The organism is Pseudescherichia vulneris (assembly GCF_902164725.1).
In the GTDB taxonomy this organism is placed as follows: domain Bacteria; phylum Pseudomonadota; class Gammaproteobacteria; order Enterobacterales; family Enterobacteriaceae; genus Pseudescherichia; species Pseudescherichia vulneris.
Window position 1 is genome coordinate 1,163,158 of record NZ_LR607338.1, and the last position, 14,795, is coordinate 1,177,952.

Here is a 14,795-nt window from a genome sequence, read left to right on the forward strand (position 1 = left end):
AAAGGAGGTGACGTTGCACCTCCTCATAAACAGTGATCGTTACGCCAGCTGGCGCAGCATTCGCCGTAGCGGCTCGGCGGCTCCCCACAGGAGCTGATCGCCGACGGTAAAGGCGGAGAGATACTCCGGCCCCATGTTAAGCTTGCGCAGACGGCCAACCGGGGTGGTCAGCGTGCCGGTTACCGCTGCCGGCGTTAGCTCACGCATGGTGATCTCACGGTCGTTCGGCACCACTTTCGCCCATTGATTGTGGGCCGCCAGCAGAGACTCCACGGTCGGGATAGAGACATCTTTTTTCAGCTTGATGGTAAAGGCCTGGCTGTGGCAGCGCAGCGCGCCCACGCGCACGCAGAGGCCATCCACCGGAATAACCAGATCGGTATTGAGGATCTTGTTGGTTTCCGCCTGGCCCTTCCACTCTTCACGGCTCTGACCGTTATCAAGCTGCTTATCAATCCACGGGATCAGGCTGCCCGCCAGCGGTACGCCGAAGTTATCAACCGGCAGCTCGCCGCTACGAGAGAGCGTAGTGACCTTCCGCTCGATATCGAGGATAGCCGAGGCCGGATCCGCCAGCTCGCCCGCAACGTGGCTGTGCAGCTGGCCCATCTGCGCCAGCAGCTCACGCATATGGCGCGCGCCGCCGCCGGAGGCCGCCTGGTAAGTAGCAACCGAAACCCAATCCACCAGGTTCTCGGCAAACAGGCCACCCAGCGACATCAGCATCAGGCTGACCGTACAGTTTCCGCCGACAAAGGTTTTCACACCGCTGTTCAGGCCCTGGGTAATGACGTCCTGGTTCACCGGGTCGAGAATGATGATGGCGTCATCTTTCATGCGCAGCGAGGAGGCCGCGTCGATCCAGTAGCCCTGCCAGCCGCTTTCACGAAGCTTTGGATAGATTTCATTGGTATAATCGCCGCCCTGGCAGGTGACAATAATGTCGAGTGCCTTCAGCGCCTCCAGATCAAATGCGTCCTGCAGCGTGCCTGCCGCGCCTGTACCGAAGGTCGGTGCTGGCTGGCCAAGCTGGGACGTAGAGAAGAAGACGGGGCGAATGGCATCGAAATCGCGCTCTTCTACCATGCGTTGCATGAGGACAGAGCCGACCATTCCGCGCCAGCCGATAAAACCAACATTTTTCATAGCGTATTTCCTGCAGAGGTGTGTGCTGTATGAGCGATCCAGATCTTTTTACTGGTATACCTCACACATTACAAAATGCAGCTAAAGTCGCAAGTGAAATTAATCAATGATAGTGTCGCCGTCAGAAATAGCGCTTATCAGCGGCCATTTAGGGCGTGCCTCAGGGAAACGAAGCAATGAATGATATTCTCTCCATCGCGGTGCTGTTGATCCTGATTATGGATCCGCTTGGCAACCTGCCTATCTTTATGTCGGTGCTGAAGCACACGGAACCAAAGCGCCGCCGGGCGATTATGATCCGCGAGCTGCTAATTGCCCTGCTGCTGATGCTGATTTTCCTTTTTGCCGGCGAGAAGATCCTTTCGTTCCTTAACCTGCGCGCCGAGACCGTCTCTATTTCCGGCGGCATCATCCTGTTTTTAATCGCCATTAAGATGATCTTCCCCAGCCCCGAGGGTGGCAGCTACGGCATGCCCGCGGGTGAAGAGCCGTTTATTGTACCGCTGGCGATCCCGCTGGTGGCGGGCCCCACCCTGCTCGCCACGCTCATGCTGCTGTCGCACCAGTACCCTAACCAGATGGGCCATCTGGTGATCGCCCTGATGCTGGCGTGGGGCGGCACGGTGGCGATCCTTCTGCAGTCGACGCTGTTTTTACGCCTGCTTGGCGAGAAAGGGGTTAACGCGCTGGAGCGCCTGATGGGGCTGGTGCTGGTAATGCTGGCAACCCAGATGTTCCTGGACGGCATTCGGGTGTGGATGAAGGGGTAATCATTTAAGCGTGCATTGAAACTGTAGGCCCGGTAAGCGACGCGCCACCGGGCATATTGACCATTAACTCAGCAGCGAGAAGGCAATCATCCCGACAATCGCGCCCGTGGTGCCGAGGATAGTTTCCATCATCGTCCACGTCTTCAGCGTCTGCCCTTCGGTTGCGCCGGTAAACTTACCGAACAGCCAGAAGCCTGCGTCGTTGACGTGGCTGACGACGATAGAGCCGCCCGCGATACAGATCGACAGCGCAGCCATCTGCGCGCCGGAGAAGTGCAGCTGCTCAATCACCGGCATCACCAGACCCACTGCGGTTAAGCAGGCCACCGTCGCCGATCCCTGAATAATACGCACCGCTGCGGCCAGCACGAAGCAGGTAATCGCGATGGGCAGGCCCATGCCGGTCAACGCTTCGCCCAGGGCCGGGCCCACGCCGGAATCCACCAGCACCTGCTTAAAGACGCCGCCTGCACCGATCACCAGCAGAATAATGCCCGCAGGCTGCAGCGCCGTACCGCAGATCGCCATCACTTTGTCTTTCGCCATGCCCTGACGATACGCCAGACCGTAGATGGCCACCAGGCACGCCACCAGGATGGCGGTGAACGGATGGCCGATAAACTCCAGCCACTCGTAGAGCGTAGAGCCCTGCTCAACGAAGCGGGCGGCGATGGTTTTCAGGCCGACCAGCACCAGCGGCAGCAGGATCAGGGCCAGGCTGAAGCCGAACGACGGCATCTTGCCTTCGCCGAGATGCGGCTCGCTGATGTCATCTGGAATATGCAGCTCAACGTAGCGGCTGATAAAGTTACCCCACAGCGGCCCGGCAATCAGCATGCCTGGGATCGCCGCGCAGAGGCCGATCAGGATCATCCAGCCAAAGTCGGCGTGCATCTGGGACGCCAGCAGCATGGGTGCAGGCCCCGGCAGCAGGAAGGCTGCCGCCGCCGCCACCCCGGCAAAGAGCGGAATAACCAGCTTCACCAGGTTAGTGCCCGTATGGCGCGCCATAGAGAAGGCGACGCTGATCAGCAGCACAATCGCGACCTCAAAGAAGAGCGGCAGCGCACAGATCAGACCCGCAAGGCCGATGGCATAGTGCGCCCGGCTGTGGCCAAAGGATTTCAGCATCTTGACCGCGATCTGATCCACCGCGCCGGTCTCATGCAGAATTTTGCCGAACATGGCCCCCAACGCGACCACTATCGCGAGGAAGCCCAGCGTGCCGCCCATGCCTTTTTCCATGGTTTTAGCAATGGCGTCGAGCGGCATTCCAGAAAACAACCCAGCGCCAATAGAAACCACCATCAAAGCAATGAAGGCGTGAAGACGTGCCTTCATCACTAAAAACAGCAGCAGCAAAACCGAGCCGACCGCTGTCAAAACAAGCGTTAAAGTACCCACTGTACAGCCTTAGTTTTTTTATTTATTAATCACATCAATAGTGCTGGCTACGACGCCGTTGAGCGGCTGGTCGATATCCACAATTAATACGTCGTTCTCGTCCGCACCCGGCTCTTGCAGCGCGTCAAACTGGGTTACCAGCATCTGCGTCTTGAAGAAGTGGCCTTTACGTGCCTTGAGACGGGCTTCGATCACGTCGAAATCCCCCTTCAGGTAGATAAAGGAGAGGTTCGGGTTGCCGTCACGCAGCAGATCGCGATAGCTCTTTTTCAGCGCGGAGCAGACGATCAGCGACACTTTGTTGGTGCGCTGCATAGCGAAGGCGGCATCGTTCAGTGCCTGCAGCCAGGGCTTGCGGTCGTCATCGTTTAGTGGCTCGCCAGCGGCCATTTTGGTGATGTTGCTGCGCGGATGCAGGAAATCGCCATCCAGGAACGCGGCATGCAGCTGATAGGCCACTTCGCTGGCAACGGCGGATTTTCCACTGCCGGATACGCCCATCAGGACATAAACGTGGTGATCGTGATTAGTCGTGCTCAAAGGTCGCTCCCACAGAGACAAAAGGTAGATTGTTACGGGTAACAGTTATCGGTAACATTTTCCTGCCGGGGCTAGTGAGAAGCAATAAGCCGCACTCTCCGAAGTGAATAAGTGTGAGCTACTTCAAATTTGTCAGACTAAATAGATCCACCTGGTGACAATGTGAAACCTAAATCTAACATTTTTGGCGTCACCACCTCACCGCGAATGCGGGCTAGCAGGCGCTCGGCACCAATGCGGCCCATGCGCTCACGCGGCGTCAGCACGCTCGCCAGCTGAGGCTCCATCACCTGGCCAATATCATGGCCGTGGAAACCGGCAATCGCCATGTCATCCGGAATTTTCAACCCTAAACGCTGGCACTCGAACGCCGCCCCTACCGCAAGGTCATCGTTGGTACAAAAAATACCGTTGAGCTGCGGATATTCGCGGCGCGCCTGGCGCATCAGTTCAATGCCCGATGAGTATGACGAGGACTGCTCCATCATCACGCTGTACGGCGTCAGGCCCGCATCGCGCATCGCCTGCTCATACCCCTGCTGTTTGATGATAGTACGTTCGTCGAGACGTGCACCCAGATAGGCGACGTGGTGATGGCCGCGCGCCACAATGGCTGCGGTCATCTGGCGGGCAGCATCGAAGTTATCAAAGCCGACGGCAATGTCGAGACACGGCGAGCAGCTGTCCATCAGCTCCACCACCGGGATCCCCGCCACCTCAATCATCTTTAGGGTGCGCGCCGTATGGCTACGCTCGGTAAGGATCAGGCCGTCAATGTTCCACGACAGCATGGACTCCAGCCGCTCCTCCTCCATCTCTGGCTTGTAGCCGTAGTGGGCCAGCATGGTCTGGTAGCCGTGGGCATCGGTGACGCTTTCGACGCCGCGCAGCACTTCAGCGAATACCTGGTTAGTCAGCGAGGGAAGCAGCACGCCGATAGCGCGGCTGGTGGCGTTAGAGAGGATGTCAGGTGCGCGATTAGGAATGTAGCCCAGCTCGTCCAGCACCGCTGCGATTTTGCCACGCAGCGCCACGGAGACTTGCTCCGGGTTGCGTAAAAAACGGCTGACGGTCATTTTGGTCACGCCAACGCGATCTGCAACGTCCTGAAGTACGGGTCTTTTCTTTTTCATCGTCCTGAGCGGGGTAAACGGGAAAATATTGTTTTAGTTTACCACGACGCAGGCGCAACCTCCCCGCTGATAAGGAGAGGTGGCGCACTTTATTTAACACATCATACCGGCGGCAGGTCGAACAGCAGGATTTCACTGTCGCTGTCTGCGTGAATCGACAGCGCCTGCTCGTCCCAGATGGCCAGCCCGTCGGCAGTGGTGGCTTTTGTGCCATTGATAGAGACACTGCCCTTCACGACCTGGATCCAGACCTTGCGACCGTCAGCAATCTGGTAATCCCCCTGCTCGTCTTTCAGCAGCGCCCAGCGGGAGAGCTCCATATCCTGGTTAACCTTCAGCGATCCGTCCCGGGCATCCGGCGAGAGCACCAGCTGGCGGCCCTGGGCGGCGTCAAAGCGGCGCTGCTCATAGCGCGGCGCGATGCCGGTTTTTTCTGGAATGATCCAGATTTGATACAGGTGCAGACGCTCGGTTTCGCTCGGGTTGTACTCAGAGTGGCGTACCCCGGTTCCGGCGCTCATGATCTGGAACTCACCGGCAGGCACCTGCTCTTTGTTACCCATGCTGTCCTGATGCTCAACGACGCCTTCCAGCACGTAGGTCAGGATCTCCATATCTTTATGGGGATGGGTACCGAAGCCCTGGCCTGCGTCGATCACGTCGTCGTTAATGACGCGCAGCGCAGAGAAACCCATAAAATTTGCATCATAGTAGTTGGCAAAAGAGAAGGTATGCCATGAGTCCAGCCAACCATGATTTGCGTGACCACGTTCGTTTGCTTTGCGTAAGAAAATCATTTTTTCACCCCCGTCTGTTTTCGATGGAGTAAGTGTGTACCCGATCGACTCAGGATGATAGAGGGTGAAAATTGACTCCTCTGTTCAAAAATTATGAACAACTTATGAAACAGCAAAAAGCCTTATTTTGCGAGGGTTACCGTGGCGGGTGCCGCCTGCTCAAACCCGCGTTCGAGGATCTCAAGGTTGGTTAACACCTCAGATTCCTTGACGTAGTTTTCTGCCCCTTCCGTCAGGGTGGCATAGAGGGCGTCGTAGACGAGGCCATAGTCGCCTGGCTCCGGCTGCCACTCTTCACGCACCGTCTCTCCGGCGTCGTTGAGGTACTCCAGCGTTGCCAGCGTGTTGTCGGCAGCAAATCCTGCCTCGCCCGGCATAATATTGGCCTTCAGGCTGGTCTCCTGCTGGTCAATCCCGTACTTGATAAACGAGCCGCGGGTGCCGTGGACAATAAATTTCGGGTAGTCGATTTTGACATAGTGGCTGGTCTTCACAATGGCCTTCAAATCGCCGTAGAAGAGCTGCGCCTCAAAGGTGTCGTCTGGGTTGGCCTTATTGCGCAGGCTGCGGATGTCATAGGAGACATGGTCCGGGCGACCAAACAGGGAGATGATCTGATCCAGGGTATGCACGCCGAGGCCAAAGAACATCCCGTCCTGCGGCAGGCCCGGTTTGGTCTCAGCTACCGGACGGAAGTAGTCGATGTGGCTCTCAATTTCGACAATCTCACCCAGCTTGCCGCTCTCTATGGCTTTCTTTGCCGTCAGGAAGCAGCTGTCAAAGCGACGGTTCTGGTACGGGGTAACGGTGAGACCTTTGCTTTTTGCCAGCTCGAACAGGGTAATGGCTTCGGCCATCGAAGGGGTAAAGGGCTTCTCTACCAGCACGTTTTTACCCGCCTCGAGGGCGCGCTTTGCGTACTCAAAGTGGCTATCGGCATGGGTACAGACGATCACCAGCTTCACCTGCGGATCGTTAAGGACCTCGTCGAGATCGCTGGTGAAGTGGATATGCTGATACTGAGGATACTGCTCTTCCGGCTTGGGATGGCGGCGGAAGATATGCGCCACGTGCCAGCTCGCTTTGCGATTGAGAACATAGGGAAGATGGTAGCGGGTGGTGCTTTTACCAAAGCCGATAAATGCGCAGTGCAGAGTCATGGGTCACCTCTTTTTTAAAACAGTGCCCATAACCATAGCGCAAAGTGGAGCCCGGCAACACGCCCGATGGCGCTGCGCTTATCGGGCCTACAACACCCGCAATGAACCCTCAACCGTTAGCGGCGCAGCCAGGCCAAAGATAAAAAAAAAGCCAGCATAGGCTGGCTAAATTAATACTGGAAGCAATGTGAGCAATGTCGTGCTTTCAGGTTCACCGTAGCATCCCCTGAACGCATAGCAATAATAATCATTATCATTCGCACTTGTCTAATACTTTTTGCAAAAAATGGCAGTTGACGAAAATTTTGAATTACCGGATGTTGGAGGGGAGAGTTAACTAACTGAGGATAGAGGAAAATGAGTGAGATAGTGATACGCCACGTCGAAGCCCGCGATGCCGAGCCATTACGCCTGATGTCAGCGCAGCCGGAGATGTATCACCATCTACTACAGCTACCCTACCCCTCTCAGGAGCTTTGGCAGGAGCGCGTTAAGCCCCGGCCCGGCCACCGTATGTTAGTCGCCACCATTGATGGGGAAGTGGCCGGACATATTGGCATCAGCGTAGAGCAGAATCCGCGCCGCAGCCACGCGGCAGAGTTTGGTCTTGCCGTCTCGCCCGCCTTTCGCCAGCGGGGCGTCGCCAGCGCCCTGATGAAAGCCATGATTGATGTTTGCGAGAACTGGCTGCGCATCGAGCGCATCGAACTGTCGGTATATGCCGATAACGAAGCCGCTATCGCGCTCTATCGCAAGCATGGCTTTGAGATCGAAGGCACCGCCAGAAAGTACGCTCTGCGCAATGGTGAGCTGGTGGATTCCCACTTTATGGCACGGATGAAAAAATAAGACATTGCCGGGTGACACAGCGCCACCCGGCAAACAAATCAGTACCCCGCCGTTAAGTCATCCACCGAACGCGGATCGGACGCGCCATACAGGGCCCCATCTTCACCCACCATGATGCTCTGGGTGCTGCCCATCGCCTCCTTCAGCGCCACTTTCTGTCCCTTCTGCTCCAGTATTTTCAGCGTATCCGGACTAAAGCCCTTCTCCACGCGCAGCTCGTCCGGCAGCCACTGATGATGGAAGCGCGGAGCATTCGTCGCTTCGGCGACGTTCATTTTAAAATCGATGCTGTTGACCACCATTTGCAGCACGGTCGTGATAATTCGGCTCCCGCCTGGACTGCCGGTGACTAGCCAGGTCTTACCGTCTTTAACGACGATGGTTGGCGACATCGACGAAAGCGGACGCTTGTTGGCCCCCACGGCGTTGGCATCGCCACCCACCAGGCCATACACGTTCGGCACGCCCGGCTTGGCCGAGAAGTCATCCATCTCGTTGTTAAGCAGAATGCCGGTGTTGCCCGCCACAATCCCCGTGCCAAAGACGGTATTCAGGGTATAGGTCACCGCTACCGCGTTGCCCTCTTTATCCACCACCGAGAAGTGGGTGGTCTGGTTGCTCTCGTACGGCTCTAGCTTGCCGGGGCGGATCTGGCTCGACGGCTTCGCCTTGTTGACGTCGATCTGCTGGGCAATAGATTTGGCATACTCTTTATTGGTCAGCGCCTGCCACGGCACTTTGACAAAGTCCGGGTCGCCAAGATACTCCGAGCGGTCGGCGTAGGCGTACTTCTCTGCCTCGGCCATCACCTGCATGGCGTCCGCGCTGCCAAAGCCATATTTCGCCAGGTCAAAGTTTTCAAGAATATTGAGGATCTGCACGATGTGGATCCCGCCTGAGGAGGGCGGTGGCATGGAGAAGACCTGATAACCCCGGTAGTCGCCGCTGATGGGAGTGCGCTCTACCGCCCGGTAGGCCGCCAGATGAGAGGTCAGAGATTTTTTACTGTCGGGGTTGCCCTGGTCGTCGAGGAACATATCCCGGCTGGCCTGGGCTGGGGCCATCTCACGGAAGTCGATGGCGGTAGTGGCCCCATCTTTGGTACGCAGCAGCATAAACCCGCCGCCGCCGAGGTTCCCGGCCTGCGGGTGGGTCACCGCCAGCGCGTAGCCCACCGCCACGGCAGCATCCACCGCGTTACCGCCCTGCTTTAAAATATCAACACCCACGCGGGTCGCGGCGGCATCTACTGATGCGACCATCCCCTGCTGCTCGCGCACCGGGTGGAAGGTATCGGCTTCAACGCCGTAGGAGACGGGGGGCGCTTCCGGCTGCGGCGCGGCGACCGCGCCAAAACAGCTTCCGGCGACCAGCGCCGCGATAGCGGCCCAGCGCGCAAACTTAGGCTTACTCATCATTATTCTCCAGGAAAAATGGCTGATATTGCTGCTTAATCCTGGTTCACAACGCTAAAAAACGCACAGACTTTGCGCTAAGCAAGTAAACTTAACGGATCCACCTACAGGAGGAATAACGATGAAACGCCTCTTATCTCTGGCCATACTGCTGCCGCTTAGTGCTTTCGCGCAGCCGATCAATACCATGAATAACCCGAACCAGCCGGGGTATCAAATTCCCAGCCAGCAGCGGATGCAGACCCAGATGCTGAATCAGCAAAGCCAGCAGAAAGGCATGCTGAACCAGCAGCTTCAGACCCAGACGCGCATACAGCAGCAGCACCTGGAGTCGCAGATCAATAACAACTCCCAGCGCATGCTGGATTCGCAGCCGGGCAGGCTGGATAACAGCCGCGAACAGCTGTTACCCAACACTAGCGGCAGCATGCTAAACCCGTCCGGCACGCCGCAGCCCACTATTCCCCTGAAGACGATGAGTCCTTAGGGCTGAAAATCCGGGCCAATAGTGTCGATGCGATCGGTACAGATGCAGTCGACGCCCCAGCGTAGCAGTTCCGCCGCACGCTGGGGCTGGTTGACGGTGTAGACCAGAATATGCAGCCCGGCGGCTTTGATCTCTGCCGTGCGCTGCTCATCCAGCAGCTTATGGTTGAGGTGCAACGAGACGCAGCCGAGGCGCTCCGTCAGCACGCGCCAATCATCACGCCATGCGTCCAGCAGCAGACCGCGCGGCAGCTCCGGGGCCGCCTGTTGCGCGGCCTCCAGGGCATCAATGTCAAATGAGGAGAGCAGCGGCGGCGTCATGCCCTGCCAGAGCGCCCGCGCCGCCAGCGCCACCGTTTTTCCCGTTAGCGGCCCGGTGCCGGTGGTCGGCTTGATCTCAATGTTCGCCATCATGCCGTGCTGGCGGCAGCGATCCGCCACCTGCGATAACAGCGGCAGCGGCTCGCCCTTGAACGCGCCGCTAAACCAGCTCCCCGCATCTACCTTCAGCAGATCGCTCCAGGGCAGATCGCCCGCCACGCCCCAGCCGTTGCTGGTGCGCTCCAGGTTATCGTCGTGCAGCAGGAAGATCTCCCCGTCGCGGGAGAGCTTAACGTCAAACTCGATCATGGTGTGACCGAGGCGTGCGCCGGTATCGATGCCCGCGAGGGTATTCTCCGGGGCCAGCTTGCCGCCGCCGCGATGGGCGACAACAGCGGGGTAAGGCCAGTGGCTCATATACGTTGTCCTGTTTCACCATCAAAAAGGTGCAGGTGGCTCTCGGGCATGTTCAGCCACAGCGTGCTGCCCGGTGCCGGGCGATCGTGATGCGGCAGCCGCACCACCAGCTTTTGCTCGCCCCAGCGGCCGTGGGCCAGGTTATCCGCCCCCAGCATCTCCAGCGTATCCATCACCAGCGGGATGCCGCCTGCGGATTGTGAGCTTAGCGTAATATGCTCCGGGCGGATACCCAGCGTCATCTTGCGCCCGGCGTAGCCACGGTAGTACCAGTTGATGGGCAGAGCCATACCACTGTCGAGCTCAAAGTGATCCCCGGAGGTGCTGATGCGCCCGTCCAGCAAGTTCATCGCCGGACTGCCGATAAAGCTCGCCACAAAGCGGCTGGCCGGTTTCTCATACACTTCCACCGGGGTGCCGATCTGCTCCGCCACGCCCTTGTTCATCACCATCACCCGCTGCGCCAGAGTCATGGCTTCCACCTGATCGTGGGTGACGTAGAGCGACGTAGTCTTCAGGCGACGGTGCAGCTGCTGGAGTTCGAGACGCATCTGGACGCGCAGCTTGGCGTCGAGGTTGGAGAGCGGCTCATCAAACAGAAAGACGGCGGGATCGCGGACAATCGCCCGGCCCATCGCCACGCGCTGACGCTGGCCGCCGGAAAGCTCGCGCGGACGGCGCTTCAGCAGGCTATCCAGCTCCAGAATACGCGCTGCCTCTTTGACCCGCTCGGCGATGTGCGCTTTACCCATGCCGCGAATTTTTAACCCCCATGCCATATTCTCTTCCACGCTCATATGGGGGTAGAGGGCATAGTTCTGGAACACCATGGCAATGCCGCGCTCCTTCGGCTCCATCTCGGTCACCCGCTGGCGATCGATCCAGACGTCGCCGCTGGTGACCCGCTCAAGTCCGGCCACCATCCGCAGCAGGGTCGACTTGCCGCAGCCGGAGGGGCCGACCATGACAATAAATTCACCGTCCGACACGTCCAGCGTCAGGGGTTGGATCACCTGGGTCTTGCCGCCGTCCCAGCTTTTGCTTACTGCCTGTAGTTTTAATCCGGCCATATTTTGTTATTTCTCACTGTCCACTAAACCACGCACAAAGGCACGCTGCATGGCTAATACGATAATGACGGGGGGAATGAGGGTCAGCAGCATCGCCGCCATCACCTGGTTCCACTGGGTAGTCCCCTCCCCGGTAGCAATCATCCCTTTAATTCCCGCCACGGCGGTGCCCAGGTTGACGTCGCTGACGATCAACAGCGGCCACAGGTACTGGTTCCACCCGTAGATAAAGGTGATGACAAACAGCGCCGCAAGGTTGGTTTTCGACAGCGGCAGCACGATGTCGCGGAAAAAGCGCATCGGCGATGCGCCGTCAATACGCGCGGCCTCGATCAGCTCGTCCGGCAGGGTCATAAAGAACTGGCGGAACAGGAAGGTCGCGGTGGCGGAGGCCATCAGGGGCAGGGTCAGGCCGGTGTAGCTGTCGAGCATCTTCAGGTTGGCGATCACCTCCACCGTCGGGAAGATACGCACCTCTACCGGCAGCATCAGGGTGATAAATATCATCCAGAAAAAGAGATTGCGCAGCGGGAAACGGAACCAGACGATGGCAAAAGCAGAGAGCATCGAGACCGCAATCTTCCCTACCGTGATGCTAAAGGCCATGATGAAGCTGTTGAGCAGCAGCAGCCAAAACGGCGCGCTGTTGGCTCCCACGCCCTGCAGCCAGATGGTCTTCAGGTTATCCAGCAGGTGGCTGCCGGGGATCAGGGTCATCGGCGTCTCGAACACCGCCCGGTTGTCCAGCGTGGCCGCCACAAAGGCGACGTAGAGCGGGAAGAGAATGGCAGCGATGCCGAGGATCAGCATCACATGGCTGAAGATTGTCAGCCCGCGTCGGTTTTCAATCATTGATAGCGCACCTTACTCTCGACGTAGCGGAACTGGACCACCGTCAGGACGATCACCAGCAGCATCAGCACCACCGACTGGGCGGCAGAGGCAGAGAGATCCAGCCCGGCAAAGCCTTCCCGGTAGATTTTGTAGATCAGCGTGGTGGTGGCCTGTACCGGCCCACCGGCGGTGGCGGCATCGATCACCGGGAAGGTGTCGAAGAAGGCATACACCAGATTGACCACCAGCAGAAAGAAGCTGACGGGGGCGATCAGCGGCAGCGAGAGCTGGAAGAAGCGACGCACCGGTCCGGCACCGTCAATGGCGGCGGCCTCCACCAGCGAGCGGGGAATCGACTGCAGCGCGGCGAAGAAGAAGAGAAAGTTGTAGCTGATCTGCTTCCACACCGAGGCAAAAACCACTAAAAACATCGCCTGGCCGCTGTTCTGAGCGTGGTTCCAGCTGTAGCCAATCTGCTCCAGCGCGTGGGTAATTAGCCCGCGCCCCGGGTTGAAGAGAAAGATCCACAGCACGGCGGCGATGGCGGGTGCCACGGCGTAGGGCAGCAGCATTAGCGTCTGGTAGAAGCGGCTGCCGCGCACCACGTAATCGACCAGCGCGGCAAAAAAGAGCGAGGCCAGCAGGCCAGAGAAGGTCACTAGCGCGCTGAACTTTATCGTCGTCCAGAAGGAGTCCAGATAGTAGCTGTCATGCAGCAGGGCCATAAAGTTGTCCAGCCCAACGAACTGGCTGGAGAGACCGAACGGATCGACGCTCTGCACCGAGTACCACAGCGCTTCACCCGCGGGCCAGATAAAAAAGATAACGGTAATAATCAGCTGCGGCGCGACCAGCGCATAGGGAAGCCAGCGCGAGCGGAATACCGGACGGGATGATGACATTGAGGTTGGATTCCTGAACAGCGCCGGATGGCGCTCCGCTTATCCGGCCTACATGGTGCTCGTTGTAGGCCGGGTAAAGCGAAGCCGCCACCCGGCATTTCACACGTTATGATTTGGTGGATTGCTCGAAGCGGCGCAGCAGCTGGTTACCACGCTCTACCGCGCTGTCCAGCGCCTGCTGCGGGGTTTTCTTGCCGGTCCAGACCGACTCCAACTCTTCATCCACGATGGTGCGGATCTGCGGCATGTTGCCCAGGCGCAGCCCTTTGGTGAACGGCAACGGCGGCTTGTTCAGCATCTGGCGGGTCGCGATATCCGCGCCTGGGTTCTTGTCGTAGAAGCCCTGCTCACGGGTCAGATCGTAAGCGGCGGTGGTGATCGGCAGGTAGCCGGTCTTCTGGTGCCACTCGGCAGCGTTTTCCGGCTTCGCCAGGAACTCAAGGAACTGCGCGACGCCGGTATAGGTCGGCTTATCTTTGCCCTGCATAACCCACAGGCTGGCCCCGCCGATGATGGCGTTCTGCGGCGCACCCTTCACGTCGGCGTCGTACGGCATCATGCCTACACCGTAGTTAAATTTGGCGTACTGACGGATATCTGCCAGCGAACCGGAAGAGGCGGTAGTGATCGCGCAGTCGCCGTTATAGAACTTCTCGGTGGACTCGTCCTTGCGCCCGAAGTAGCTGAAGTCGCCCTTCTTGTTCAGATCGGCCAGCATCGCGATGTGCTTAACCTGTTCCGGCTTGTTGAACTCCAGCACGGCGTCGGTGCCGTCAAAGCCGTTGTTTTTGGTAGCGACCGGCAGACCGTGCCAGGCGCTGAAGTTTTCGATCTGGATCCAACCCTGCCAGCCGCTGGCGTAGCCGCACTTCATGCCGGCTGCTTTCAGCTTCGCGGTGTAGGCGGCGAGATCCTGCCAGGTTTTCGGCGGCTGCTCTGGATCTAAGCCCGCTTTTTTGAAGGCGTCTTTGTTGTAGTAGAGCACCGGAGTGGAGCTGTTAAACGGCTGGGAGAGCAGATGGCCTGATTTCGCATCGGTATAGTAGCCGGAGACGGTCGGCACAAACTGCGACTCGTCAAACTTGATGCCCGCATCGCTGAACACTTCATACACCGGCTTAATGGCTTTCGACGCCATCATCGTTGCGGTGCCGACTTCATAGACCTGCAAAATGGCAGGCGCGTTACCGGTACGGAAGGCGGCAATTCCGGCGCTCAGGCTCTGCTCGTAGTTGCCTTTGTAGACCGGCACAATTTTGTAATCCGGATGGGTGTCATTAAAACGCTGCGCCAGGGAGTCCACTTCTTTGCCCAGCTGCCCTTCCATCGAATGCCAGAACGGAATGGTGGTCACTGCCATAGCCTGACCTGCAAACGCCAGACCTAACGCTAATCCTAAAGCTGTATGTCGTAACGATGTCATTCGGTTATCTCTCTTGTTGTGCCGGATGCGCGATATCACGCTTTTCGTGCTCGCGAAGTAACATGACACGCCCAAATGACAGAAAAATAACCGTTTGTTTACAAAAGTATGACAGGGAGGCGGCAGAG

General features: G+C 58.2%; 15 protein-coding genes. 3 read left to right on the forward strand and 12 right to left on the reverse strand.

What is annotated here, in order from left to right; translation table 11 throughout:
• Window positions 1-39: 39 nt before the first annotated feature.
• Window positions 40-1,146: an aspartate-semialdehyde dehydrogenase gene (gene asd / locus FN633_RS04735; RefSeq protein ID WP_042393170.1), complete on the reverse strand. Its 1,107-nt coding sequence runs from the start codon at window positions 1,144-1,146 to the stop codon at window positions 40-42.
• Between the two features lie 176 nt (window positions 1,147-1,322).
• Between asd and FN633_RS04740 the strand changes: the two genes are divergently transcribed.
• Window positions 1,323-1,916: a YhgN family NAAT transporter gene (locus tag FN633_RS04740; RefSeq protein ID WP_042393172.1), complete on the forward strand. Its 594-nt coding sequence runs from the start codon at window positions 1,323-1,325 to the stop codon at window positions 1,914-1,916.
• Window positions 1,917-1,979: 63 nt separating this feature from the next.
• Here the strand turns inward: FN633_RS04740 and gntU are convergent, their stop codons facing one another.
• The 5 genes from gntU to FN633_RS04765 form a co-directional block, all read right to left on the reverse strand.
• The gene (gene gntU / locus FN633_RS04745) at window positions 1,980-3,320 is read right to left on the reverse strand and encodes a gluconate transporter (protein ID WP_042393173.1); all 1,341 of its coding nucleotides are present in this window, start codon (window positions 3,318-3,320) and stop codon (window positions 1,980-1,982) included.
• Window positions 3,321-3,338: 18 nt separating this feature from the next.
• Window positions 3,339-3,860, reverse strand: a complete 522-nt coding sequence (gntK, locus tag FN633_RS04750) for a gluconokinase (protein WP_154056916.1) — start codon at window positions 3,858-3,860, stop codon at window positions 3,339-3,341.
• Between the two features lie 137 nt (window positions 3,861-3,997).
• Complete coding sequence (gntR, locus tag FN633_RS04755) at window positions 3,998-4,993, reverse strand: gluconate operon transcriptional repressor GntR (protein ID WP_042393178.1); 996 nt, start codon at window positions 4,991-4,993, stop codon at window positions 3,998-4,000.
• 101 nt (window positions 4,994-5,094) lie between these two features.
• Window positions 5,095-5,790 (reverse strand): pirin family protein, encoded by a 696-nt coding sequence (locus FN633_RS04760; protein WP_154056917.1) that lies wholly within the window; start codon window positions 5,788-5,790, stop codon window positions 5,095-5,097.
• Between the two features lie 122 nt (window positions 5,791-5,912).
• A complete protein-coding gene (locus FN633_RS04765) occupies window positions 5,913-6,950 on the reverse strand; it encodes an oxidoreductase (RefSeq protein ID WP_154056918.1) in 1,038 nt (345 codons plus the stop codon).
• A gap of 357 nt (window positions 6,951-7,307) precedes the next feature.
• Between FN633_RS04765 and yhhY the strand changes: the two genes are divergently transcribed.
• Complete coding sequence (gene yhhY, locus FN633_RS04770; protein WP_154056919.1) at window positions 7,308-7,799, forward strand: N-acetyltransferase; 492 nt, start codon at window positions 7,308-7,310, stop codon at window positions 7,797-7,799.
• Between the two features lie 38 nt (window positions 7,800-7,837).
• Here the strand turns inward: yhhY and ggt are convergent, their stop codons facing one another.
• Complete coding sequence (gene ggt / locus FN633_RS04775; RefSeq protein ID WP_154058833.1) at window positions 7,838-9,214, reverse strand: gamma-glutamyltransferase; 1,377 nt, start codon at window positions 9,212-9,214, stop codon at window positions 7,838-7,840.
• A 121-nt stretch (window positions 9,215-9,335) separates the two neighbouring features.
• Between ggt and FN633_RS04780 the strand changes: the two genes are divergently transcribed.
• Window positions 9,336-9,701 (forward strand): DUF2756 family protein, encoded by a 366-nt coding sequence (locus FN633_RS04780; protein ID WP_154056920.1) that lies wholly within the window; start codon window positions 9,336-9,338, stop codon window positions 9,699-9,701.
• Here the strand turns inward: FN633_RS04780 and ugpQ are convergent.
• The 5 genes from ugpQ to ugpB all read right to left on the reverse strand — a co-directional run bounded on the left by ugpQ (window position 9,698) and on the right by ugpB (window position 14,667).
• Window positions 9,698-10,438, reverse strand: a complete 741-nt coding sequence (gene ugpQ / locus FN633_RS04785; RefSeq protein ID WP_154056921.1) for a glycerophosphodiester phosphodiesterase — start codon at window positions 10,436-10,438, stop codon at window positions 9,698-9,700. The two genes, FN633_RS04780 and ugpQ, sit on opposite strands and share 4 nt — an antisense overlap.
• Window positions 10,435-11,508, reverse strand: a complete 1,074-nt coding sequence (locus FN633_RS04790; protein ID WP_154056922.1) for a sn-glycerol-3-phosphate import ATP-binding protein UgpC — start codon at window positions 11,506-11,508, stop codon at window positions 10,435-10,437. The genes ugpQ and FN633_RS04790 overlap by 4 nt, the downstream gene beginning before the upstream one ends.
• 6 nt (window positions 11,509-11,514) lie before the next feature.
• Entirely contained in the window at window positions 11,515-12,360 is an 846-nt protein-coding gene (gene ugpE, locus FN633_RS04795) for a sn-glycerol-3-phosphate ABC transporter permease UgpE (protein ID WP_154056923.1), read from the reverse strand.
• Window positions 12,357-13,244: a sn-glycerol-3-phosphate ABC transporter permease UgpA gene (ugpA, locus tag FN633_RS04800; RefSeq protein ID WP_154056924.1), complete on the reverse strand. Its 888-nt coding sequence runs from the start codon at window positions 13,242-13,244 to the stop codon at window positions 12,357-12,359. Before ugpA ends, ugpE begins: the two co-directional genes overlap by 4 nt.
• Window positions 13,245-13,350: 106 nt before the next feature.
• Window positions 13,351-14,667, reverse strand: a complete 1,317-nt coding sequence (gene ugpB, locus FN633_RS04805; protein WP_042393197.1) for a sn-glycerol-3-phosphate ABC transporter substrate-binding protein UgpB — start codon at window positions 14,665-14,667, stop codon at window positions 13,351-13,353.
• Window positions 14,668-14,795 lie beyond the last annotated feature (128 nt).

Coding starts and splice junctions, on each gene's coding strand:
- asd (WP_042393170.1), bottom strand. CDS start 1,146: ATGAAAAATGTTGGTTTTATCGGCTGGCGCGGAATGGTCGGCTCTGTC.
- FN633_RS04740 (WP_042393172.1), top strand. CDS start 1,323: ATGAATGATATTCTCTCCATCGCGGTGCTGTTGATCCTGATTATGGAT.
- gntR (WP_042393178.1), bottom strand. CDS start 4,993: ATGAAAAAGAAAAGACCCGTACTTCAGGACGTTGCAGATCGCGTTGGC.
- FN633_RS04760 (WP_154056917.1), bottom strand. CDS start 5,790: ATGATTTTCTTACGCAAAGCAAACGAACGTGGTCACGCAAATCATGGT.
- FN633_RS04765 (WP_154056918.1), bottom strand. CDS start 6,950: ATGACTCTGCACTGCGCATTTATCGGCTTTGGTAAAAGCACCACCCGC.
- yhhY (WP_154056919.1), top strand. CDS start 7,308: ATGAGTGAGATAGTGATACGCCACGTCGAAGCCCGCGATGCCGAGCCA.
- ggt (WP_154058833.1), bottom strand. CDS start 9,214: ATGAGTAAGCCTAAGTTTGCGCGCTGGGCCGCTATCGCGGCGCTGGTC.
- FN633_RS04780 (WP_154056920.1), top strand. CDS start 9,336: ATGAAACGCCTCTTATCTCTGGCCATACTGCTGCCGCTTAGTGCTTTC.
- ugpQ (WP_154056921.1), bottom strand. CDS start 10,438: ATGAGCCACTGGCCTTACCCCGCTGTTGTCGCCCATCGCGGCGGCGGC.
- FN633_RS04790 (WP_154056922.1), bottom strand. CDS start 11,508: ATGGCCGGATTAAAACTACAGGCAGTAAGCAAAAGCTGGGACGGCGGC.
- ugpE (WP_154056923.1), bottom strand. CDS start 12,360: ATGATTGAAAACCGACGCGGGCTGACAATCTTCAGCCATGTGATGCTG.
- ugpA (WP_154056924.1), bottom strand. CDS start 13,244: ATGTCATCATCCCGTCCGGTATTCCGCTCGCGCTGGCTTCCCTATGCG.
- ugpB (WP_042393197.1), bottom strand. CDS start 14,667: ATGACATCGTTACGACATACAGCTTTAGGATTAGCGTTAGGTCTGGCG.